Source organism: Salmonella sp. A29-2 (assembly GCF_020150755.1).
GTDB classification, from domain to species: Bacteria; Pseudomonadota; Gammaproteobacteria; order Enterobacterales; family Enterobacteriaceae; genus Salmonella; species Salmonella enterica.
On record NZ_CP083731.1, the window covers coordinates 3,688,359 to 3,712,108 of the forward strand.

A 23,750-nucleotide genomic window follows, 5' to 3' on the forward strand; every position below is an offset into this window, starting at 1 on the left:
GCGTTCTTCCTAACTAACTCTCTTACAACCGAGAGAAATCATTGAAAAGTGCAAGCCCCATTAACAACACCAGCAAAATCGAGCCAATGCGATAACTAAAGTCTTGAACCCGCTCGGATACCGGCCCGCCCTTAAGCTTTTCAATCGCCAGGAACAGCAGATGACCCCCGTCAAGAACGGGCAGCGGAAACAGGTTAATTATCCCTAAGTTCACGCTGATTAGCGCAAGGAACATCAGGTAATAAATCACCCCGAACTCCGCTGACATCCCAGCCCCCTGAGCGATAGAAATCGGCCCACTGAGGTTGTTCAGTTTCACATCACCGGTTATCAATTTACCCAGCATACTGACCGTCAGCTTCATCAACTGCCACGTCTTATCCGTGGCTTCGAGGATGGCGCTAAAAGGCCCATACTGGCGTATAGTCTTGTACTCTTCCGGCAGAGGAATAATTTTAGGCACCACGCCTGCAAACCCTTCCGCCTTTCCGTTAACCGATTTCGTATCCGGCGTTAACGTCAACGACAAGGCGCTCCCCTGCCTTTCAATCTCTAACGCTAACGGCTTACCGGGATTATCGCGTACAAACGTCACGAATTTCATCCACTGCGTTAACGGCTGACCATCGACTTTAACGATCCTGTCGCCCGCTTGCAAACCCGCTTTACTGGCTGCGGAATTCGCCTGCACTTCTGACAGTACCGGTTCAATCTGTGGCCCGCGGGGCCGAATCCCTAAAGAAGATACAGGATCTTGCTTATCAGGCTCAAATGCCCAGTGACGTAAATCAAGCGTTTTGTCCTGCCGCTGGTCGCTACCAAACGGCGCGACGCTCACCGTCGTCTGCTGATCGCCAATTTTGGACACCAGTTGTAAACGCACGGCATCCCAATCAGGGGTTTCGATACCATCAACGGCTTTAAGTTCCGTACCAGGCGCAATTTGCGCCTGCGCAGCAATCGAGTTGGGCGTTATTTCGCCAATGACCGGACGAACGCCAGGGACGCCGATGATAAAGACCAGCCAGTAAGCAAAGATAGCAAAAATGAAGTTCGCAACCGGACCTGCGGCAATAATTGCGGCGCGCTGGCCCACCGTTTTGTTATTGAAGGCGTGACGACGCAATTCCGGCGCTACCGGTTCGGCGCGTTCATCCAGCATTTTGACGTAGCCGCCCAGCGGGATCAGGGCGATGACATACTCGGTGCCGTACCGATCGGTACGACGCCAGAGCGCTTTGCCAAAACCGATGGAAAAACGCTCAACTCGCACACCGCAGCGCCGGGCAACCCAGAAATGACCAAATTCATGCACAGTGATCAGCACGCCCAGTGCGATGATGAATGCAGCCAGATTCCAGAGAATACTCAGCATAAAACCTTCCGTTAGAGCGTCCTGAACACCAGTAACAACAGGCAAGCAAAGACCGGTACGGCAGCCGTCAGGCTGTCAATTCGGTCCAGAATGCCGCCATGGCCTGGAATCAAGTGGCCGCTATCCTTAATTCCTGCTTCGCGCTTAAACATACTCTCGGTGAGGTCGCCCAGTACAGAAGCCAGAGCCGCCACCACAGAGCAAATCAGCAAGATAACAGGCGCAACATTCAGATTCGCCCACATACCGTAACCCCATGAGATCACGGCAGCCGTAGCAAGCCCGCCGATAAACCCTTGCCAGGTTTTACCCGGGGAAACCTTCGGCGCCAGCTTATGTTTGCCAAATAATTTACCAAACATATACGCGCCAGAGTCCGCTCCCCAGACCAGGATCATGACATAGAGTAGCCATATTGCGCCACTGTAATGATTCTCGTCATAGTGCCAGGCGCGCAGCGCCAGCATGCCCCAGAAAAATGGCACGATAGTTAACAAACCGAAAATGAGACGCAATGTTTTTGAGTTGCGCCAGATTGCCGCCGAACCGGGATAAAATAGCACCAGCAGTAGCGCGACAACCCACCATCCTAACGATGCCCAAAGCGACATCTCAACCAGCGGTTGACGAATGTTGTGATGATACTCAGGCAACAAAAATAGCATCAGCGCCAATAACAGACCACACAGCACCGCCAGCCAAACCCGCTGTGAACGCGCGGCGAAACCGCTTAACTGTCCCCATTCCCACGCGGCCAGCATACAGACAACCAGCGTAATAATAGCGAACCCCACCGGCGGCAATAAAAAAAGCGCAGCGATGACCGCGGGTATTAACACAAAAGCAGAAATCAGGCGATACTTCAGCAAAAGCAACCCCCATCAGGCTTTGTCATCACCAGGCTCGGTACCGCCGAAACGACGCTCTCGATTAGCAAAGGCATGCAGCGCACCTTCAAAGTCTTGTTCATCGAAATCGGGCCAAAGAACATCCGTAAAGTAAAGTTCGGCATAGGCAATTTGCCAAAGCAAAAAGTTACTAATGCGATGCTCTCCCCCAGTCCTAATTACTAAATCCACAGGCGCCAGCTCATGCATACAGATTTGCTGGCCTAGTCTCTCTTCATCAATCTGATCGGGGCGCAGCACTCCAGCCTGCACCTGTTCCGCCAGTTGTCGGACTCCCTGGACAATATCCCAACGTCCGCCGTAATTCGCAGCGATATTCAGCGTTAGACCCGTATTATGGGCGGTAAGCGCTTCTGATTTGCGAATACGTTCTTGTAAACGTGAGTTGAATCGGCTGATATCGCCGATAATACGCAGGCGAACGTTATGGCGGTGCAGGCTTTTGACTTCGCTATCCAGCGCCCACACAAACAGCTCCATTAACGCGCTCACTTCCTGCGCCGGTCGGTTCCAGTTTTCACTACTAAAGGCATACAGCGTTAACGCATCAATACCGTTATTGGCAGCAAAAGAGACCGCTCGCCGGACGGACTTCGCCCCGGCTTTATGCCCAAAGGCCCGGATCTTCCCTTGCTTTTTCGCCCAGCGACCATTGCCATCCATAATTATGGCAACATGACGGCAGCCATGTGCTGGCAAATTTTCGCTTACTGGTTGAGTTGCAGACAACATAACGCGTTTTTTGTCCCTGAAAGGATTTAGCGGTACTCAGGAATACTGAAGCCTTTATACACATTCTCTTCGGTTCGCTTCGCGGATGACTGCGCCTCATCGCCCCTGTCGTGCGCTGTCTGCGCACGCCGGGAACGTATTCGCCTGCCGTCCCGATGCGTCCTGAATGATTTTGTGTATCCACAAAAAAGCCGTGTAAAACCACGGCTAACCTGACCGAAAAAAGCCAAAAACCTGCGATCAGGTGGCGCAGACTATATCACCGAAGCCCAACGCTAACAAATAGCACGATCTTCTGTCGCGGGATAATCGTCAGCGTGAGAGCCGTATCACTTGTTTTCGGGCTACTTCACGCGCGATGGCGTCAACCTGCAATACGTCCTCAACGCTTGCCGGTTCCTGTAAATCCATCCTCTCCAGCACCGCTAAATTGAGCCCGGCGATATCGGTAAAACGAATCTGTTGCGCCAGAAACGCGGCAACGGTGATTTCGTTTGCCGCATTGAGCGCCGTCGTTGCCGCCTGACCTTGCTCAAACGCCTCCATCGCCAGCTTCAGGCATGGATAACGCTGATAATCTGGCGCGCTAAACGTCAGCGCGCTGAGTTTGCAAAAATCGAGCGGCTGCGCGCCGGACGCGACGCGATTCGGCCATGCCATCGTATGCGCAATAGGCGTACGCATGTCAGGTTCTCCAAGCTGCGCCAGGACGCTGCCGTCCTGATAACGCACCATCGAATGAATGACCGATTGCGGATGGATCAACACTTCCATCTGACGTGCGCTGGCATTAAATAACCAACGCGCTTCAATGTATTCCAGACCTTTATTCATCATGGTGGCGGAGTCGACGGAGATTTTTCGCCCCATCGACCAGTTCGGATGACGACATGCCTGATCCGGCGTCATCGCGGCCAGATCGCACATTGGCGTTTCACGAAACGGGCCACCAGACCCGGTAAGCAAAATCGACGTTACGCCATTTTGCTCAAGGTCAGCGTATCCCAGATTATGCTGAATAGATTGCGGCAAACTCTGAAAAATCGCGTTATGTTCGCTATCGACGGGTAAAAGCCGGGCGTTGCTGCGTTTTACTTCGTCCATAAACAGCCGCCCGCAGGTCACCAGCGATTCTTTATTCGCCAGCAGAATCGTCTTCCCTGCGCGAATCGCCGCCAGGGTCGGCAGTAAACCAGCCGCGCCCACAATGGCCGCCATCACATGCCCGACCTCATCAAGCGCCGCCATCTCACAGGCAGCCTGCTGACCGCTCAGAACCTCGGTGCGGCTGCCATGCTGCTGAAGCATTATTTTGAGCTGTTCTGCGCTCGACGTATCGTCCATCACGGCATAACGCGGCGAGAATTCCAGGCACTGCTCCGCCATGCGGGCGACATTTTTACCCGCCACCAGCGCGATAACGCGGAAGCTATCAGGATTATGGCGCACCACGTCCAGTGTGCTGCAACCAATAGAGCCGGTCGAGCCCAGAATGGTTAATTGCTTCATGAAACGTCCAGAAATGTTGAAACGGAATAAAAAGCAAAACGCCGCACAGGAGACCTGATAATGTCTTCTGCGCGGCGCTTTGTACACCACTCATCCGCCAGGTTTAGCGGTGGAATGAGTTTATATCTGCGTACAGATCAATCAGAACTGCATCAGTTCTGCTTCTTTATCTGCCAACGCCGCATCAACTTTCTTAATTGCCGCGTCGGTCATTTTCTGTACTTCTTCCTGAGAGCGACGATCGTCATCTTCACTGATCGCTTTATCTTTCAGCAGAGCTTTTACTTTATCGTTCGCATCACGGCGGACGTTACGAACGGCGACACGCGCCTGCTCCGCTTCGCCACGGACAATTTTCGTCAGATCTTTACGACGTTCTTCGGTCAGCGGCGGCAGCGGAACGCGAATGTCGGTGCCCGCAGAGCTTGGATTCAAACCGAGGTCTGACGCCATGATCGCTTTTTCAACGGCTGGCCCCATAGAACGGTCAAACACGTTAATTTTTAAGGTACGGGAGTCTTCTACCGTTACGCTTGCCAACTGGCGCAGCGGGGTCGGAGTGCCATAGTATTCTACGACAATACCATCCAGCAGGCTGGGAGAAGCACGACCCGTGCGCACTTTGCTGATTTGGGTTTTGAACGCTTCAACGCATTTTTCCATGCGTACTTCAGCATCTTTTCTGATATCGCTAATCACGTTACGAATCCTTGAAAACTAGTCTCAGTCAGACCAGACGGTCACACAATACAAAGATGTGCTAAGTATAGTCTCGTTTAATTTCTGCCAGGTAATAAGACCCGTCAATAGAACAGAATCTTACCCGTATTTGGCGCTCACGGGAATTATTCCGTGATTAACGTCCCTTCTTTTTCGCCCATCACCACACGACGCAGCGCGCCCGGTTTATTCATGTTGAAAACACGAATCGGCAGTTTGTGGTCACGAGCCAGCGTGAACGCCGCCAGATCCATCACTTTCAGCTCTTTATCCAGCACTTCGCTGTAGGTCAGCTGATCGTACATGGTCGCGGAAGGATCTTTTGCCGGATCGGCAGTGAATACGCCATCCACTTTGGTCGCTTTCAGTACGACATCCGCTTCAATTTCGATCCCGCGCAGACAGGCCGCAGAGTCGGTAGTGAAGAACGGGTTACCCGTACCTGCAGACAGAATCACAACACGGTTATTACGCAGCAGGCTAATCGCCTCGGCCCAACTGTAGTTGTCGCACACGCCGTTTAAAGGAATTGCCGACATCAGGCGGGCGTTCACATAGGCGCGGTGAAGCGCATCACGCATTGCCAGGCCGTTCATGACGGTGGCCAACATGCCCATGTGGTCGCCCACAACGCGGTTCATCCCCGCTTTTGCCAGACCCGCGCCACGGAACAGGTTACCACCGCCAATCACCACACCAACCTGAATACCCAGTTCAACCAGTTCTTTGATCTCCTGAGCCATACGATCCAGTATGCTTGCATCAATACCGAAGCCTTCCGTACCCTGCAGAGCTTCGCCGCTTAATTTAAGCAGAATGCGTTTATAGACGGGTTTTGCATTGGTAGCCATGTTTCTTTCCTGAGACTGTCAACGATTGATATGAGTTAATTCCGGCGACATTGTACGTCGCATTTCAGCGCAGACGCCAGGCGTCGGCTGATTTTACAAGAGAGGCGCAAAAAGAAGCCGCCCTCAGGCGGCTCCTCAGGAAAATCAGGACTGCTTAGACATCGCAGCAACTTCTGCTGCAAAGTCAGTCTCGACTTTCTCAATGCCTTCGCCCACTTCAAAGCGGATGAAGCCAGTCACGTCAGCGTTGTGCTCTTTCAGCAGTTGGCCAACAGATTTGCTCGGTTCCATGACGAAAGGCTGACCAGTCAGAGAAACTTCACCGGTGAATTTCTTCATGCGGCCTTCAACCATTTTCTCTGCGATTTCTTTCGGCTTACCGGACTGCATCGCGATGTCCAGCTGTACCTGGTACTCTTTCTCTACCACGTCAGCAGACACGTCTTCCGGCTTAACGAATTCCGGCTTGCTTGCCGCAACGTGCATCGCCAGCTGTTTAACCAGCTCTTCGTCAGCGCCTTTAGCGGCAACCAGAACGCCGATGCGCGCACCGTGCTGGTAAGAACCCAGAACGTCGCCTTCCAGGGAAGCTACGCGACGAATGTTGATGTTCTCGCCAATTTTCGCTACCAGAGCAACGCGCTCTTCTTCGAACTGTGCTTTCAGAACTTCTACGTCAGTGATTTTGCCAGCAACAGCGGCGTCCAGCACTTTGTCAGCAAATGCCTGGAAGCCAGCATCTTTAGCCACGAAGTCAGTCTGGCAGTTAACTTCCAGAATGAAAGCGACGTTGCCGTCGATTTTGGTTTTGATTACGCCGTCAGCAGCCACGTTGCCTGCTTTTTTCGCCGCTTTGATAGCGCCGGACTTACGCATGTTTTCGATTGCCAGCTCAATGTCGCCATTCGCTTCAGTCAGCGCTTTTTTGCAATCCATCATGCCTGCGCCGGTACGCTCACGCAGCTCTTTTACCAGGGATGCGGTAATTTCAGCCATTCTAAAATCCTCGAAAGATTTGATCTGCCCGGCATCAAACCGCACAGATATAAAAGTGAAAAAGGGGGCCATATACAGGCCCCCTAACCAAACGTGATACTACCTGGTCTATAAGGGCTCTCCCCTTCATATTTCGAGCCGCAGGCGCGTTGCCTTCACTCGCTCATCCCAGTCACTTACTGATGTAAGCCCCCGGGAATTCTCGAGCTTGCCGCCTTCCTGCAACTCGAACTATTTTAGGGAGTTATCAAGCCTTATTACTCGGCTTCTACGAAGCTTTCTTCCGCCTGGGAAGCCAGATCCTGAGAACGGCCTTCACGAACGGTTGCAGCGACAGCGCCCAGGTACAGGCTAACAGCACGGATTGCGTCATCGTTACCCGGGATAACGAAGTCAACGCCGTCCGGATCAGAGTTGGTATCAACGATAGCAAATACCGGGATACCCAGGTTGTTCGCTTCTTTGATAGCAATGTGCTCGTGGTCAGCATCGATAACGAACAGAGCGTCCGGCAGACCGCCCATGTCTTTGATACCGCCCAGGCTGTTTTCCAGTTTCTCAAGCTCACGAGTACGCATCAGCGCTTCTTTCTTGGTCAGCTTTTCGAAAGTACCGTCCTGAGACTGAGTTTCCAGGTCTTTCAGACGTTTGATGGACTGACGAACTGTTTTCCAGTTAGTCAGCATACCGCCCAGCCAGCGATGGTTCACGAAGAACTGGTCGCAGCTGTTAGCAGCTTCTTTCACCGCTTCGCTTGCAGCGCGTTTAGTACCAACGAAAAGGATTTTACCTTTACGAGCAGAGATCTTGTTCAGTTCAGCCAGAGCTTCGTTGAACATCGGTACAGTTTTCTCAAGGTTGATGATGTGAACTTTGTTACGCGCGCCGAAGATGAAAGGCTTCATTTTCGGGTTCCAGTAACGGGTCTGGTGACCAAAGTGAACACCAGCCTTGAGCATGTCGCGCATGGAAACAGTTGCCATGATTTAAAACCTCTATAGATTAAGTTGGGGTTATGCCTCCACGTATCCCATATTACCGACCCCAAAGGGCACCCCGGAATATGTGCCGATACGTGTGTGTTGTTACACAAAGTGAGATTTGTCGCTCCCGTCCATCGTGTGTAGTCTTCGAATGGATCGGAAGTCCGGCGCGCTTTATACCACAAATACGCCACCGACACCAATAATTGTTGGCACTCAATGCTGAATTGAACGATGAATTTCGTGTTACAGGCAGGCGGCAAATTTTTGCATCCCCGGGAGCTTACGGCCAATAAGTGACTGGGGTGAAAAAATGTCGCCAACGCACCTGTGGCACGAAAGGCGAAGTTCAGAATGATTCTCAATTTGGCAGGGTACACCCCTGACTGATACCATTGTCAGCACTTACACAATTATTGCCGAAATCATCGGCACTGATGGACAGAATTCATGGCTATCTCTATCAAGACATCTGAAGACATCGAAAAAATGCGCGTCGCGGGCCGTCTGGCAGCCGAAGTGCTGGAAATGATCGAACCGTATATCAAACCGGGCGTCACTACCGGCGAACTGGACCGTATCTGTAACGATTACATCGTTAACGAACAACACGCGATCTCCGCCTGCCTCGGCTACCACGGCTATCCGAAATCCGTCTGTATCTCTATTAATGAAGTGGTGTGCCACGGCATTCCGGATGACGCTAAACATCTGAAAGATGGTGATATCGTCAACATCGACGTGACCGTGATTAAAGATGAATTCCACGGCGATACCTCGAAGATGTTTATCGTCGGCAAACCGACCATTCTGGGCGAGCGTCTGTGCCGCGTCACGCAAGAGAGCCTGTATCTGGGCATCAAAATGGTGAAACCGGGCATCCGCCTGCGCACCATTGGCGCCGCCATCCAGAAATATGCCGAAGGCGAAGGTTTCTCCGTGGTACGTGAATACTGCGGACACGGTATTGGTCGCGGCTTCCATGAAGAACCTCAGGTGCTGCATTATGATGCAGACGATGGCGGCGTCGTGTTGCAGCCTGGCATGACCTTTACCATTGAACCGATGCTGAACGCCGGGGATTACCGTATCCGCACCATGAAAGACGGCTGGACGGTAAAAACCAAAGACCGCAGCTTGTCTGCTCAGTACGAGCATACTATTGTGGTAACGGAAAACGGCTGTGAAATTCTGACGCTGCGTAAAGATGACACCATCCCGGCGATCATCACACACGACGAATAATGTTTTGCCTGATGGCGATGCCTTCGCATCTTATCAGGCCTACAAATTACACCTTTACTCAAAATCATTCGAGTTGCCTCAAGGCGGCAAGAGAGTGAATCTTCAGGAGCGTACATAAGTACGTGACTGGAGTGAACGAGCGCAGCCAACGTAGAAGCAACTTGAAGGATGAAGAGTAAATACGTAGGCCGGATAAGGCGTTCACGCCATTATCCGGCTTTTTAATGGGTGGCGCATATGAATACTCTTCCTGAACAGCACGCGAATACCGCACTCCCCACCCTCCCTGACCAGCCGCAAAACCCTGGCGTCTGGCCGCGCGCTGAACTGACCGTCGCTGGTATCAAAGCCCGCATCGACATCTTTCAACACTGGCTGGGCGAGGCATTTGACAGCGGCATTTGTGCTGAACAGCTTATTGAAGCCCGAACCGAATTTATCGACCAGTTGTTGCAACGCCTGTGGATTGAGGCCGGTTTCGGTCAGATTGCCGATCTGGCGCTGGTCGCCGTCGGCGGCTATGGACGCGGCGAACTGCATCCGCTTTCCGATATTGATCTGCTCATTTTAAGCCGCAAAAAGCTGCCCGATGAACAGGCGCAAAAGGTCGGCGAGCTGCTGACTTTATTATGGGACGTCAAGCTGGATGTCGGGCATAGCGTACGTACGCTGGAAGAGTGTCTGCTGGAAGGTCTGTCTGATTTAACCGTTGCAACAAACCTCATCGAAACGCGCCTGCTGATCGGTGATGTCGCTCTGTTTCTGGCACTGCAAAAACATATTTTCAGCGAAGGCTTTTGGCCGTCCGACAAATTTTACGCCGCCAAAGTAGAAGAGCAGAACCAACGCCACCAGCGCTATCACGGTACCAGCTATAATCTGGAGCCGGATATTAAAAGCAGCCCCGGCGGCCTGCGCGATATCCATACATTGCAGTGGGTCGCCCGACGTCACTTCGGCGCCACCTCGCTCGATGAGATGGTGGGGTTCGGCTTTTTAACCCCGGCTGAGCGCGCGGAGCTCAACGAGTGCCTGCATATCCTGTGGCGCATTCGCTTTGCGCTACATCTGGTGGTCAGCCGCTACGATAACCGCCTGCTGTTCGACCGCCAGTTAAGCGTCGCTCAACGCCTTAACTACAGCGGCGAGGGCAACGATCCGGTTGAGCGGATGATGAAAGACTACTTCCGGGTTACGCGTCGGGTGAGCGAACTTAATCAGATGCTGCTTCAGCTATTTGACGAGGCGATTCTGGCGCTGCCTGCGGATGAAAAACCACGTCCTGTTGACGATGAGTTTCAACTGCGCGGTACGCTCATTGATCTGCGTGACGACACGCTGTTTATCCGCGAACCGCAAGCGATCCTGCGCATGTTTTATATGATGGTGCGCAATAGCGCGATCACCGGCATCTACTCTACGACGTTACGCCATTTGCGCCACGCCCGCCGCCACCTGAGCCAACCGCTGTGTTACATCCCGGAGGCGCGCACTCTGTTTCTGAGTATGCTACGCCATCCCGGCGCGGTCAGCCGCGGCCTGCTGCCCATGCATCGCCACAGCGTACTGTGGGCTTATATGCCGCAGTGGTCGCACATCGTCGGACAAATGCAGTTTGACCTGTTCCACGCATACACGGTGGATGAACACACCATCCGCGTAATGCTCAAACTGGAGAGCTTTGCGAAAGAAGAGACGCGCCAGCGCCATCCGCTATGCGTCGATCTCTGGCCGCGGCTTCCCCATCCGGAACTGATCCTGATCGCCGCGCTGTTCCACGATATTGCGAAAGGACGCGGCGGCGACCATTCGGTACTGGGCGCGCAGGATGTACTCACCTTCGCCGAACTGCACGGTTTGAACTCACGCGAAACGCAACTGGTCGCCTGGCTGGTGCGCCAACACCTGCTAATGTCAGTCACCGCCCAGCGCCGCGACATCCAGGATCCGGAAGTCATCAAGCAGTTTGCCGAAGAGGTGCAAACCGAAACACGGCTGCGTTTTCTGGTCTGCCTGACCGTCGCGGACATCTGCGCGACCAACGAAACCTTGTGGAATAGCTGGAAACAGAGCCTGCTGCGCGAGCTGTACTTCGCCACTGAAAAACAGCTCAGGCGTGGAATGCAAAATACGCCGGATATGCGTGAGCGCGTGCGTCACCATCAGCTTCAGGCGCTGGCGCTGCTGCGAATGGACAATATTGATGAAGCCGCGCTGCACAAAATCTGGACCCGCTGTCGCGCTAACTATTTTGTTCGTCATAGTCCAAATCAGCTCGCCTGGCACGCACGCCATTTATTGCAGCACGATCTGCGCCAACCGTTAGTGTTGCTCAGTCCGCAGGCCACGCGCGGCGGAACCGAAATTTTTATCTGGAGTCCGGACAGACCCTATCTGTTTGCCGCCGTCTGCGCCGAGCTGGACAGGCGTAATTTAAGCGTCCATGACGCGCAGATCTTTACCACTCGCGACGGCATGGCAATGGATACGTTTATCGTTCTGGAACCAGACGGCAGCCCGCTGGCGGCGGATCGCCATGACGTTATTCGCACCGGTCTTGAACAGACCATTACGCAGCGTAGCTGGCAGCCGCCGCAGCCGCGTCGGCAACCGGCAAAGTTACGGCACTTTACGGTCGAAACGGAAGTCAATTTTCTGCCCACCCATACCGACAGAAAATCATTCATGGAATTGATCGCGCTCGATCAACCTGGTCTGCTGGCCAGGGTCGGACAAATTTTTGCCGATCTGGGAATTTCGCTTCATGGCGCCCGAATTACAACCATTGGTGAACGAGTAGAAGATTTATTCATAATCGCCACAGCGGATCGGCGCGCACTTAATAATGTGCTGCAACTTGAGGTGCAACAACGGTTGACAGCGGCCCTCAATCCAAACGATAAAGGGTAGTGTGTTTATTTATATGAAAGAGTTTAACAATGCAGCAGTTACAGAACGTTATTGAGAGCGCTTTTGAGCGCCGCGCCGATATTACGCCGGCTAATGTAGATACCGTGACCCGAGAGGCAGTAAACCAGGTCATTTCTCTACTTGATTCCGGCGCGCTGCGTGTCGCAGAAAAAATCGACGGTCAGTGGGTCACTCACCAGTGGTTGAAGAAAGCGGTTCTGCTCTCTTTCCGTATTAACGATAACCAGGTTATCGACGGTGCGGAAAGCCGCTACTTCGATAAAGTCCCGATGAAATTCGCTGATTACGACGAAGCGCGTTTTCAGAAAGAAGGCTTCCGCGTCGTTCCGCCTGCGGCCGTTCGTCAGGGCGCATTTATCGCCCGCAACACCGTGCTGATGCCGTCTTACGTTAACATCGGCGCCTACGTTGACGAAGGCACCATGGTTGACACCTGGGCGACGGTGGGTTCCTGCGCGCAGATTGGTAAAAATGTTCACCTTTCCGGCGGCGTGGGTATCGGCGGCGTACTGGAGCCGCTGCAGGCTAACCCGACCATCATTGAAGACAACTGCTTTATTGGCGCGCGTTCTGAAGTCGTGGAAGGCGTCATTGTCGAAGAAGGTTCCGTCATTTCCATGGGGGTATACCTCGGCCAGAGCACCAAAATCTACGATCGCGAAACCGGTGAAGTTCACTATGGCCGCGTACCGGCGGGCTCCGTGGTCGTTTCCGGCAACCTGCCGTCAAAAGACGGCAAGTACAGCCTGTACTGCGCGGTGATCGTGAAAAAAGTCGACGCCAAAACGCGTGGTAAAGTGGGCATTAACGAATTATTGCGCACTATTGATTAAGCGAGTGAAAAGCGGGGGCGACAGCCCCCCTTTGCATTACGGCGAATGCGGTAACACGGTTTCCGGCGCAATCTTTGCCGCAAACGCCGAAGCCAGCGCAGTCAAAACGACATAACCGGCAACCAATGCCCAACTGTTATCATAGACTGCGCTTAACGCTTTAGCGATAAACGGCGTGAATCCCCCTGCCACAACCGCCCCCAACTGAGCGCCAATTGATGAACCGCTGTAGCGTACAGGCGGATGAAACAGTCCGGCGAAAAAAGAAGGTTGCACGGCATTCAGTGAATTATGACCAATGTTAATAAGCAGAACGTAGCCCATTGTCATCAGTATGAGCGAACGGCTTTCCAGCAGCCAGAAAAAGGGAAAAGCCATTGCCGCGACAAAAAGCGCGCCGAAAATATACACCTGACGGCAGCCACGCCGATCCGACATGATGCCAAATAGCACGTGCATGGGATACGCCAGCAGACAGGTGAACATTACAATGTACAGAATAGTCAGGCTGGCAATCCCAAGCTGCGTCGTCGCCCAGGAAACCGCGAAGACGGTAGCAAGAAAAAAGGGAACGCTTTCCGCAAAACGCAGAATTATAATCAGCAAAATGCTGCGCCATTGTTCTCGTACTACTTTGACCACCGGCCTTTCTTCTCTTTGCTGCCTATGATTAATGGCCTGCTGCTTTTTAAACGCACGGAAGACAGGCGTCTCATCCAGACGATGACGCATATATAATCCAGGCAACACCAAAAGCGCACTGAGCAGAAAAGGAATACGCCATCCCCACGATAACAACGCCTCGTGCGGTAATTGGGTCACGACTATAAATACGCCTGTCGCCAATAATTGTCCCGTGAGTCCTCCTGTTTGCGATAGCGCGCTTAACCGCCCCCGGTGCTTTCCAGCAGCATATTCCACGACCATCAACATGGCGCCTCCCCATTCGCCTCCAACCATAAATCCCTGTAGAAAACGCAGAATAACCAGTAAAGCAGGCGCCAGCGCGCCAATACTGGCGTAAGAAGGCAGGCAACCGATGAGAAACGTGACCGCGCCCATCCCCCCTAATGTGATTAATAACGTGTTTTTACGCCCAAGCGTATCTCCCCTGTTGCCAAAAAATAGCGCGCCCAGCGGTCGGGAGATAAATCCCACGCCGAAACTGGCAAAAGAAGATAACGTTGCAGTCAATGGGCTGGCGCCAGGGAAAAAAAGCGGGCCAAATACCAGCGCGCTTGCCAGGCCGTATAATAGAAAATCATAATATTCAATGGAGTTTCCTATCCAGGCGGAAACCACCACCCGGCGAATAGTAGCATTATACGTTCCGGACATAGACTCCGCCTCTCAAGGTTATCGACCACTGCCTCCGGTCAATTTCCCACACTGACTTCAAACGCTTTCTCTATAAACGGAATATCACGTTGAATTACTTAAGCTATCAATAACCGCCGCCCTTTTGCTCATTACGTTGCCGAGACGTCTTCTGCGATCAACCGCGCTTTTTTTGTATACACTGGTGGCGAAAAACCAATTTTTCGTTAATTATTCAAAAGTTATAGTGTGATGAAGGATACCGCTATGTATGACAATCTAAAAAGTCTGGGCATTACCAATCCTGAGGAAATCGATCGTTACAGCCTGCGGCAAGAAGCCAATAACGATATCCTGAAAATCTATTTTCAAAAGGATAGAGGTGAATTCTTTGCTAAAAGCGTGAAGTTTAAGTATCCACGCCAGCGTAAAACGGTGGTGGCCGATGGCATCGGTCAGGGTTATAAAGAAGTACAGGAGATTAGCCCTAACCTACGCTATGTGATTGACGAGCTGGACCAAATCTGCCAGCGCGACCGCTCAGAACTCGATCTCAAACGTAAGATCCTCGACGACTTGCGCCATCTGGAAAGCGTCGTCGCGAATAAGATCAGTGAAATCGAAGCCGATCTGGACAAGCTTACCCGTAAGTAAGCTGTGTGTTGCCGGATGGCGACGTGTTACGCCTTATCCGGCCTACAGATATATCCCCGTAGGCCTGATAAGCGTAGCGCCGCCGGGCTTAACGCTGTTCATCCAATTGTAGCGCCACATACAGCAACAGCCGATCGTCAAAATTTCCCAAATCCAGCCCGGTCAGTTCCGAAATACGATTTAGCCGATATTCCAGCGTGTTACGATGAATAAACAGCGCCTTAGAGGTCGCCAGCGGCTGGACATTATGGCGAAACCACGCCGTCAGCGTCCGACGTAATAACCCGTTGTTATCCATCGCTTTGAGTTTTACCAGCGGGCGCGCCAGCTCATTGGCCTGCCAGCCGCCACGCAGGCTATCTAACAGAACCGGCAGCATCAAATCCTGATAAAAATAGCTGCGGCTTTCTGGCATCCGCTGTTTGCCGACCATCATCGTAGTGCGCGCCGTGCGGTATGAGCGTGCAATACTGCCCGGCCCGGTAAAGTAATTGCCCAGCGCCACGCGAAAACGTAGCTGACCATTCTCTTTCATGCGCGAGATAAGCTGCTCTACGCGCTTACGATGATCTTCAGCATCCCAGCGACCAAACGAGTTTAAGGCGGGTTTGAGTACCACCATCTCGGTGAGAGAAACAATGGCTATCAGGTTGTTACGCTCCGGCGTGGTAAGCGCATTCTGCAACTGCTGAAGTTCCGCCATTGCGCTATCGACGCCAAGCTGGCCGCTGTCGACTTCCACCACCGCCGCCACACGCGGCTGGTTCAAATCGATCCCCAAACGCTGCGCCCATTCCACCAGCGCCGGCGTATTTTCTTCGGCCTGAATCAGGTTCATTACCAGCTCTTCACGCAAACGGCTATCCTGCGCCAAAAGGTGCATTAACCGCGACTGCTCCAGCATCATTTCGGCAGTCATACACACCAGTTCACCATATTTACGCAGATGCTCTGGTTCGCCGGTGAGGCCGATCACGCCGACAATTTCGCCCTCAAGGCGTAAGGGAAGATTAATCCCCTGACGCACCCCGTGCAGGTGTCGCGCCACGGCGTCGTCGATATCCACAACCCGGCCTTGCGACAGTACTAACAGCGCGCCTTCGTGCAATTCACCAATACGTTCCCGATCGCCGCTGCCGATAATACGCCCGCGGGCATCCATTACGTTGATATTGGTATCGATGATGCGCATAGTGCGCGCCACGATATCCTGCGCCATTTTGGTATCAAGATGCCAGCCAGCCATAAATCCCTCCTGTGAGCAGAGCACAAGCATAAGGAAGATGACAGGTCTCGACATTGTGCAAATGCACAAAACGGTGCAAATAAGTATGGAGTTGTGGGGGGTTTCACAGAAAAGTGTTGCCCCCTTCCATGGAGGAAGGGGGACAAAGGTGATTACTGCATCAGCAAATAAATAGAACTATCACCACGCTGAATATTCAGCGCCAGAACCGACGGTTTGCTGTCGAGAATCTTACGCAGTTCGGCGATATTTTTCACCGGCTGCTGGTTAGCGCCGATAATCACATCACCTTTTTTGAGGCCAATTTGCGCGGCGGGTGAATTCGCTTTCACGCTGCTCACCACAACGCCTTTATCCTGGCCTTTATTGCTCATTTCAGCGCCTTCAATCCCGCTGAAGATGGTGCTGGAATCAACCTGACTCTGGCTGCTCTGCTGCAGTTCCAGATTAACCGTAATCGCTTTACCTTCACGCAGCAGACCGAGGCTGATTTTGCTGCCGACCGGCATAGTGCCGACCTGAGCGCGCAGCGCCGCAAAGCTGCTGATCGGTTTACCGTTCAGCGAGGTAATGACATCCCCGGCTTTGATACCCGCTTTCGCCGCGGACGAATTCGGCATCACCTGGCTGACGAACGCGCCACGCTGGGCATCGACTTTCATCGCTTTCGCCAATTCGGAATTCAGCTCAGTCCCCATGATCCCCAGTTCGCCGCGTTTCACCTGACCGTATTCCACCATCTGCGACGTCAGGTTTTTCACCATGTTACTGGGGATAGCGAAGCCGATACCGATGTTGCCGCCGTCCGGCGCCAGAATCGCGGTGTTAATACCGATCAGCTCACCGTTCAGGTTCACCAGCGCGCCGCCGGAGTTACCACGGTTAATCGCGGCGTCGGTCTGAATAAAGTTCTCGTAATTTTCTACGTTCAGGCCGCTACGCCCCAGCGCCGAAACGATACCTGACGTCACCGTTTCGCCCAGACCAAACGGGTTACCAATAGCGACGGTATAATCCCCCACGCGCAGCGCGTCGGAGTCCGCCAGCTTAATCGCCGTCAGGTTCTTCGGATTCTGAATTTGAATCAGCGCGATATCAGAACGCGGATCTTTGCCCACCACTTTAGCATCGAATTTACGTCCATCGCTAAGCTGTACTTTAATCACGCTGGCGTTATCAACCACGTGGTTGTTGGTGACGACGTAGCCCTTCGCGGCGTCAATAATTACGCCGGAGCCCAGCGCCATGAATTTCTGCTGTTGACCGCCGTTGCCGCCGCCCTGGCAGAACGGAGAATTCTGGAACGGAGAACCGTCCTGGCAGAACGGGGAGTCATCGCCAAAGAACTGCTGGAAATTACGCGGCATACGCGGCGTATTCACCGTGGTGCTACCTTCTACATTAATACTGACCACCGATGGCATCACTTTTTCGAGCATCGGTGCCAGGCTTGGCATCTGCTGGGCAGTCATTGCTGAAGAGGACGTTTCAGCCGCCGTGGCAGACAGAGGCGACAATGCCAAACCTAAACTCAGAGCCAGTGCACTCATTGCTAATGTGGTTTTTTTCATGTGTTTCAATCTCGATTAACAGGTAACGCAAAATTGCTGTGTACGTCAGATTCATTTTATAACGCGAAGTTCCGGAATAAAGTTTCTGGAAAAAGTAAAAATTTATTGTCCATCTTTACAAAAGTCCATTTACTGTTCGACCGCCATCAAACGCCGATATTCATCCCATGCGTAAAGGTCAGTCATCCCGCTGATATAATCCTGAATCAACCGACAGCGATAATAATATTCCAGTACCGGGTACTCCGCCGAATCCGTGGGTAATTTACTGACGACTTCCACGTAGGCCAAACGATGGCGCGTAGAAAGTTTCTGAAATAAGCGCGATTCTATGGGGAAGCGTTTCAACCGTTCTTTTTCCACCAGCTCGCGAAAGTCGTTAAGCGACAGGCTTAATAGCGGCTGATAGATATCTAATAATCCGCTGATCACCCGGTATCCCTGTAGTTCAAGCTGTTCTACATCCGGATGGCTAAACACATGTTCAACCGCCACATTCTTATAGAGTTCAAGCAGGCGGCTAAAACCGCTGGCATCTTCCAGTAACGCCTGATTGAAGGTACCGGCAAAAATCTGCGGCAAATTATCAATAAAACGCTGAGCGGCATAGGGCACCAGTTTATTTAATGTATTTACCCGTAAATACATAAAAAACTGATCTTCGGTACTGCGGCTTAATGTATTGGCGCGTGATTTTTCCCACGCATTTCCTACCACCAGCTCAAACAGCGAATCCTTCTCATGGTGGCCCCACGCGTGATATAAATGATGATAAAGCTGCTCAACGCTAAAGATTCTTTTCTCTACCGCGTCTTCAAGATCGGCGACACAATAAGAAATATCATCTGCGGCTTCCATAATCCACGTTAATGGAAAGCGACTGTAAGGCGCTAACTGAAGTTCTTTACGTAACCTCGCAATATACTTCTCTTCAGAAAGATAATAGCCCGGTTTCTTCATTAAATAGCGATGGGAATCCGGCACCGGCCCTCGCCACCATGCCGGACGGGTATATTTTAAAATTCCGCCAACCTGCGCCCAGGTAAGATTCATCCGCATGAGCGTATGCACCAGACGAATTCCCTGTGCATTGCCTTCAAAATGGCAGATATCCTGACGTACCTTGCGGCGAATATCGTTCAGATTTTCTTCGCCTTCCTGTAACCGTAGCGAGGAAACCACACAACGATCATGCGTGAGCGGCTGACTTTCCGCATCTTCCGGATGCAGCCGCTGACGAAACCAGTCATTGATCGCCGCCTCGCCAAAATGACCGAACGGCGGATTACCGATGTCGTGCATCAGGCAGGCCATTTCCACAATACTTTCAAAGGGACCGGTCAGCGCGTCCAGACCGTACTCCTCCAGTCGGTTTTGCTCTTTCAGGCGGCTTAAAATCTCTTTCGCGATATAACGCCCTACCTGCTGCACCTCCATTGAATGCGTCAGGCGAGTACGCACCGCGGCATTGCGCTCCAGCGGGAAAACCTGCGTTTTTTGCTGCAAACGGCGTATAGCCGGAGAGTTGATAATCCGCCCGCGATCGCTTTCAAAAATCCGCAGGATCTCATGTTCCGTCTTTACGCCCTGCGGTGAACGATAACGACGATGCCAGTTAATTTTATTTCGGAAATCGATCGATGCCATATTCTCTCCCCGCCTGAGAAATGCGCTTCCCCATAAGCGCATGATAAACTATGCCCTCAAAACTGACTTATCGCGAGTAAATCTATGAAAATCGGCATCATTGGCGCAATGGAAGAAGAAGTTACGCTGCTGCGTGACAAAATTGACAACCGTCAGACGATTACGCTAGGCGGCTGCGAAATTTACACCGGCCAGTTGAATGGCACCGAAGTGGCGTTGCTGAAATCCGGTATCGGTAAAGTCGCGGCGGCGCTGGGCGCAACGTTGCTTCTGGAGCACTGCAAACCGGACGTGATCATCAATACCGGTTCCGCAGGCGGTCTGGCGTCCACGCTGAAGGTCGGCGATATCGTCGTCTCTGACGAAGCGCGTTACCACGACGCTGATGTGACCGCTTTCGGCTATGAATACGGGCAATTACCGGGCTGTCCGGCCGGATTTAAGGCCGATGACAAACTGATCGCCGCCGCGGAATCCTGCATCAGGGAGCTGAATCTGAACGCGGTACGCGGCCTTATTGTTAGCGGCGACGCGTTTATTAACGGCTCCGTCGGGCTGGCAAAAATTCGGCATAACTTCCCCGACGCGGTCGCCGTAGAGATGGAAGCCACCGCTATCGCACACGTCTGCTATAACTTCAACGTGCCGTTCGTGGTGGTACGCGCTATTTCTGACGTGGCCGATCAGCAATCGCACCTCAGCTTTGACGAATTCCTCGCGGTGGCGGCGAAACAGTCGACTCTGATGGTCGAAACGCTGGTACAGAAACTGGCGCATGGCTAAGCAAATGTTCAGGGCGCTGGTCGCCCTGCTGCTTACGCTCCCGGTGTGGCTTTACGCTGCGCCGCGCGTAATTACCCTCTCTCCCGCCAATACGGAGCTCGCTTTTGCCGCCGGGATTACGCCCGTTGGCGTCAGCAGCTATTCCGACTACCCGCCCGAAGCGCAAAAAATAGAACAGGTCTCTACCTGGCAGGGAATGAATCTGGAACGCATTGTGGCGCTGAAGCCGGATCTGGTCGTCGCCTGGCGCGGCGGTAATGCGGAACGCCAGGTAAACCAACTGACGTCATTAGGTATTAAGGTCATGTGGGTGGACGCGGTAACCGTCGAACAGATCGCCGACACGCTCCGCCAACTGGCCGCCTGGAGCCCGCAGCCGGAAAAGGCTCAGCAGGCAGCGCAGACATTGCTAAACGAGTACGCCGCGCTCAACGCCGAGTATGCCGGTAAAGCTAAAAAGCGCGTCTTTCTTCAGTTTGGCATGAATCCTCTGTTTACCAGTGGTAAAGGGTCTATTCAACATCAGGTTTTGACGACCTGCGGCGGAGAAAACGTCTTTGCTGACAGCCGCGTGCCGTGGCCGCAAGTCAGCCGTGAACAGGTGCTGGCAAGGCATCCTCAGGCCATTATCGTGGCCGGAAAAGCGGGCGAAATTCTCAAAATTGAACAATACTGGGGAAACCTGTTAAAAATTCCGGTTATTCCGCTTAACAGCGACTGGTTTGAACGCGCAAGCCCGCGTATTATCCTCGCCGCAAAACAACTCTGTAATGCGCTTTCACAGGTGAATTAGAGCCTGTCTTACCAGGCTCCCAGTGGGGATTCGACAATGCTCGTCTATTGGCTGGATATTGTAGGCACGGCTGTATTTGCTATCTCTGGCGTGTTGCTGGCCGGGAAATTACGTATGGACCCGTTCGGCGTCCTGGTGCTCGGCGTCGTTACTGCCGTCGGCGGCGGGACAATCCGCGATATGGCGCTGGATAACGGCCCAGTATTCTGGGTTAAAGATCCTACCGATCTGGTCGTCGCCATGGTCACCAGTATGCTGACCATCCTGCTGGTTCGCCAGCCAAGACGTCTGCCGAAATGGATGTTGCCGGTACTGGATGCGGTCGGGCTGGCGGTGTTTGTCGGCATTGGGGTGAATAAGGCCTTCCTCGCTGAAACGGGGCCATTAGTGGCAGTCTGTATGGGCGTGATTACCGGCGTCGGCGGCGGGATTATTCGCGATGTTCTGGCACGCGAGATCCCCATGATCCTACGCACCGAAATCTATGCCACGGCCTGTATTATCGGCGGGATTGTTCACGCTACCGCGTTTTATACGTTTTCAGTACCGCTGGAAAGCGCCAGCATGATGGGTATGGTGGTCACGCTGTTCATTCGGCTGGCCGCCATTCGCTGGCATTTGAAATTGCCGACGTTTGCCCTGGATGAAAACGGACGTTGATATTGTTTTGCCCGATGGCGCTACGCTTATCGGGCCTGGAACATCTTTCCTGTCGGCCGGATAAGACGCTCGCGTCGCCATCCGGCACAACGAACAACAATCAAATGCTGAAGGAAGAGCCACACCCGCAGGTACTTTTCGCATTCGGGTTGGTTACAATGAAGCGGGAACCTTCCAGGCCTTCGGTATAATCGACCGCCCCCCCCACCAGATACTGCAAACTCATCGGGTCAACCACCAGGCCAACGCCCTGTTTTTCGATGGTCATATCCCCTTCGTTCACCTGATCGTCAAAGGTAAAACCATACTGGAAGCCGCTGCAACCACCGCCGGTGATATACACGCGCAGTTTCAGATTCGGGTTATCTTCGTCAGCGATAAGGCTTTTTACTTTATTCGCTGCTGCGTCGGTAAACTGCAGCGGCAGCGCTACGTCATCACTCATATTTTGCTCCAAACGACATCGGTAATTGGATAAATTTTCACCCAATATTGGCAGTCATTATCTAATACCCTGGTAATTCGTTCAAGTATTCTCGCCCGCAGGCGCATTCTGGTTTTTCGCCGCCTGTTCCGCATCCTGCTTCGCCAGAGTGCGCGCCAGGATGGTTGAGTATAACGGTTTCCCGCCCAAAAACTGGGCTAATAGTGTCGCGCCAAGACAGGTAATAATCATTGGCAAAATGAGCTGATAGTTATCGGTCATCTCCAGCACCAGCACAATCCCCGTCAGCGGGGCGCGCACCGACGCCGCCATCAGCGCCCCCATCCCGGCAATCGCAAAGGTACCGGCCTCCAGGTGATACTGCGGGAAAAGCACTGCCGCCGCCATACCGAAGGCCGTACCAAGCAGCGTTCCCAACGCCAGCATCGGGGCGAAAATGCCCCCCGGCGCGCCGGAAGAAAAGCAAAGCAGCGTTGTGACCACCCGGGCAATAAAGATGAACAGCAGTAGCCCGACGCTAAAATTACCTGCCGCGGCGATAGGAATAAGGTTAAATCCGCCGCCTGCCGCTTCCGGCTCAATCAACCCCAGAATACCGCACAGGCCGCCGATCGCACCGCCCATTAGCACCCATTTTTTAATTTCGCCGCCATGAAAGCGCTGAAACATATCCTGGGTACGCAGCACCAGCGAATTAAATACCGGCCCGACGCAGCCAAAAATAATGCCGAGGATAAGGTATAACCACAGTGTGTTAACCGGCGCATCAGACAGTTTGCCGACTTCAATAATCGGCGCTTCGCCGTTAAATATGCGGAACACAATGCTCGACATGATGACGCCGGTAAACACCGCTTTAATCGAAATCAGGTTGTAGCGAAACTGCGGGCGCATCTCTTCAATAATAAACAGGATACCCGCCAGCGGCGCGTTAAACGCCGCAGAGAGCCCCGCCGCCGCGCCGGTCGCCAGCAACGTATGCCGCGCTTCGGCGCTGCGCATACGAAAAACATCCAGCACCATGCGCCCCAGGTTGCCCCCGATTTGCACCGTTGGCCCTTCGCGCCCTAATACCATTCCTGCGCCCAACGTTCCCATCCCGCCGATAAACTTCACCGGCAACACGCGCCACCAGCGTACCGGACGTAGCTCCTCCAGCGCGCCTTCAATTTCCGGGATACCCGAGCCGCCGGCTTCCGGCGCAAATTTTCGCACCAAAAAGTAGCCGACCATCGCCAGTAACGCCGAAAGGATAAAGGCCAGCGGCCAAAGCAAAAACGCATGGTCCGCGACCTGAACCAGCGCGCCAATGCGCATGTTTTGTACCCAGGAAACCGCCTTTTCAAAGGCGACGCCAACCAGGCCGGTAAGCGTGCCGACAACGGCCGCCATTAACAGGATGGCCAGCGGCGTTTTATCCCGCTGCATTAACCGGCGAATCTGATCTCTGCGCCGTAAACGCACAATTTGCTGAGCTAAAAAGGTGGAAGTGTCTGTTTTCATCAGAAGATCATTAATTGGTAATACAAATCTAAAGTCGGCATTCTACTC

At 53.0% G+C, this 23,750-nt stretch carries 21 protein-coding genes; 7 read left to right on the plus strand and 14 right to left on the minus strand.

The genetic code is table 11. The features are described 5' to 3' along the window. Window positions 1-22: 22 nt before the first annotated feature. The 8 genes from rseP to rpsB form a co-directional block, all read right to left on the minus strand. The gene (gene rseP / locus K8W53_RS18010; protein ID WP_000949017.1) at window positions 23-1,375 is read right to left on the minus strand and encodes a sigma E protease regulator RseP; all 1,353 of its coding nucleotides are present in this window, start codon (window positions 1,373-1,375) and stop codon (window positions 23-25) included. Between the two features lie 11 nt (window positions 1,376-1,386). Beyond that, window positions 1,387-2,244 carry a phosphatidate cytidylyltransferase gene (cdsA, locus tag K8W53_RS18015; protein ID WP_000922422.1) on the minus strand — a complete coding sequence of 286 codons (858 nt, stop codon included), beginning with the start codon at window positions 2,242-2,244 and terminating at the stop codon, window positions 1,387-1,389. A gap of 12 nt (window positions 2,245-2,256) precedes the next feature. Then, a complete protein-coding gene (gene ispU / locus K8W53_RS18020) occupies window positions 2,257-3,015 on the minus strand; it encodes a (2E,6E)-farnesyl-diphosphate-specific ditrans,polycis-undecaprenyl-diphosphate synthase (RefSeq protein WP_000947413.1) in 759 nt (252 codons plus the stop codon). 312 nt (window positions 3,016-3,327) lie between these two features. After that, on the minus strand, window positions 3,328-4,524 hold the full coding sequence (ispC, locus tag K8W53_RS18025; protein ID WP_000811899.1) for a 1-deoxy-D-xylulose-5-phosphate reductoisomerase: 1,197 nt from the start codon (window positions 4,522-4,524) through the stop codon (window positions 3,328-3,330). 141 nt (window positions 4,525-4,665) lie between these two features. Beyond that, a complete protein-coding gene (frr, locus tag K8W53_RS18030) occupies window positions 4,666-5,223 on the minus strand; it encodes a ribosome recycling factor (protein WP_000622423.1) in 558 nt (185 codons plus the stop codon). Window positions 5,224-5,369: 146 nt separating this feature from the next. Then, complete coding sequence (gene pyrH, locus K8W53_RS18035) at window positions 5,370-6,095, minus strand: UMP kinase (protein WP_000224567.1); 726 nt, start codon at window positions 6,093-6,095, stop codon at window positions 5,370-5,372. Window positions 6,096-6,239: 144 nt separating this feature from the next. Continuing rightward, on the minus strand, window positions 6,240-7,091 hold the full coding sequence (gene tsf / locus K8W53_RS18040) for a translation elongation factor Ts (RefSeq protein ID WP_000808106.1): 852 nt from the start codon (window positions 7,089-7,091) through the stop codon (window positions 6,240-6,242). A gap of 257 nt (window positions 7,092-7,348) precedes the next feature. Next, window positions 7,349-8,074: a 30S ribosomal protein S2 gene (rpsB, locus tag K8W53_RS18045; RefSeq protein ID WP_000246886.1), complete on the minus strand. Its 726-nt coding sequence runs from the start codon at window positions 8,072-8,074 to the stop codon at window positions 7,349-7,351. 450 nt (window positions 8,075-8,524) lie between these two features. On the opposite strand from rpsB, the gene map reads away from it, so the two are divergent. The 3 genes from map to dapD all read left to right on the plus strand — a co-directional run bounded on the left by map (window position 8,525) and on the right by dapD (window position 13,083). After that, the gene (gene map / locus K8W53_RS18050; RefSeq protein WP_001018214.1) at window positions 8,525-9,319 is read left to right on the plus strand and encodes a type I methionyl aminopeptidase; all 795 of its coding nucleotides are present in this window, start codon (window positions 8,525-8,527) and stop codon (window positions 9,317-9,319) included. Window positions 9,320-9,556: 237 nt separating this feature from the next. Further along, window positions 9,557-12,229 (plus strand): bifunctional uridylyltransferase/uridylyl-removing protein GlnD, encoded by a 2,673-nt coding sequence (gene glnD / locus K8W53_RS18055; RefSeq protein WP_001094519.1) that lies wholly within the window; start codon window positions 9,557-9,559, stop codon window positions 12,227-12,229. Between the two features lie 29 nt (window positions 12,230-12,258). After that, the gene (gene dapD, locus K8W53_RS18060; RefSeq protein WP_023205841.1) at window positions 12,259-13,083 is read left to right on the plus strand and encodes a 2,3,4,5-tetrahydropyridine-2,6-dicarboxylate N-succinyltransferase; all 825 of its coding nucleotides are present in this window, start codon (window positions 12,259-12,261) and stop codon (window positions 13,081-13,083) included. A 36-nt stretch (window positions 13,084-13,119) separates the two neighbouring features. Here dapD and K8W53_RS18065 read toward each other — a convergent pair whose 3' ends face one another. Beyond that, window positions 13,120-14,421 carry an MFS transporter gene (locus K8W53_RS18065; RefSeq protein ID WP_023223812.1) on the minus strand — a complete coding sequence of 434 codons (1,302 nt, stop codon included), beginning with the start codon at window positions 14,419-14,421 and terminating at the stop codon, window positions 13,120-13,122. Between the two features lie 246 nt (window positions 14,422-14,667). Here K8W53_RS18065 and K8W53_RS18070 point away from each other — a divergent pair, with 246 nt between their 5' ends. After that, complete coding sequence (locus tag K8W53_RS18070; RefSeq protein WP_000272193.1) at window positions 14,668-15,054, plus strand: DUF3461 family protein; 387 nt, start codon at window positions 14,668-14,670, stop codon at window positions 15,052-15,054. Window positions 15,055-15,142: 88 nt separating this feature from the next. On the opposite strand, the gene cdaR is transcribed toward K8W53_RS18070, so the two are convergent. From cdaR to dgt, 3 genes are all read right to left on the minus strand, one after another. Further along, the gene (gene cdaR, locus K8W53_RS18075; RefSeq protein WP_000929420.1) at window positions 15,143-16,300 is read right to left on the minus strand and encodes a DNA-binding transcriptional regulator CdaR; all 1,158 of its coding nucleotides are present in this window, start codon (window positions 16,298-16,300) and stop codon (window positions 15,143-15,145) included. A gap of 152 nt (window positions 16,301-16,452) precedes the next feature. Continuing rightward, entirely contained in the window at window positions 16,453-17,871 is a 1,419-nt protein-coding gene (degP, locus tag K8W53_RS18080; protein WP_023166208.1) for a serine endoprotease DegP, read from the minus strand. A gap of 129 nt (window positions 17,872-18,000) precedes the next feature. Then, window positions 18,001-19,518 (minus strand): dGTPase, encoded by a 1,518-nt coding sequence (gene dgt / locus K8W53_RS18085; protein WP_000146450.1) that lies wholly within the window; start codon window positions 19,516-19,518, stop codon window positions 18,001-18,003. An 84-nt stretch (window positions 19,519-19,602) separates the two neighbouring features. Here dgt and mtnN point away from each other — a divergent pair, with 84 nt between their 5' ends. Genes mtnN through K8W53_RS18100 form a run of 3 tightly spaced genes read left to right on the plus strand, consistent with a single transcriptional unit; the run spans window position 19,603 to window position 21,754 of the window. After that, complete coding sequence (gene mtnN / locus K8W53_RS18090; RefSeq protein ID WP_000689822.1) at window positions 19,603-20,301, plus strand: 5'-methylthioadenosine/S-adenosylhomocysteine nucleosidase; 699 nt, start codon at window positions 19,603-19,605, stop codon at window positions 20,299-20,301. Then, window positions 20,294-21,094: a vitamin B12 ABC transporter substrate-binding protein BtuF gene (gene btuF / locus K8W53_RS18095; RefSeq protein ID WP_023223811.1), complete on the plus strand. Its 801-nt coding sequence runs from the start codon at window positions 20,294-20,296 to the stop codon at window positions 21,092-21,094. The genes mtnN and btuF overlap by 8 nt, the downstream gene beginning before the upstream one ends. A 36-nt stretch (window positions 21,095-21,130) precedes the next feature. Beyond that, the gene (locus K8W53_RS18100; protein WP_000964234.1) at window positions 21,131-21,754 is read left to right on the plus strand and encodes a TRIC cation channel family protein; all 624 of its coding nucleotides are present in this window, start codon (window positions 21,131-21,133) and stop codon (window positions 21,752-21,754) included. A gap of 100 nt (window positions 21,755-21,854) precedes the next feature. Here K8W53_RS18100 and erpA read toward each other — a convergent pair whose 3' ends face one another. Both erpA and clcA read right to left on the minus strand, forming a co-directional pair. Continuing rightward, window positions 21,855-22,199 (minus strand): iron-sulfur cluster insertion protein ErpA, encoded by a 345-nt coding sequence (erpA, locus tag K8W53_RS18105; RefSeq protein ID WP_006893962.1) that lies wholly within the window; start codon window positions 22,197-22,199, stop codon window positions 21,855-21,857. Window positions 22,200-22,280: 81 nt separating this feature from the next. Continuing rightward, window positions 22,281-23,702, minus strand: a complete 1,422-nt coding sequence (gene clcA, locus K8W53_RS18110; RefSeq protein ID WP_000845436.1) for a H(+)/Cl(-) exchange transporter ClcA — start codon at window positions 23,700-23,702, stop codon at window positions 22,281-22,283. Window positions 23,703-23,750: the final 48 nt, after the last annotated feature.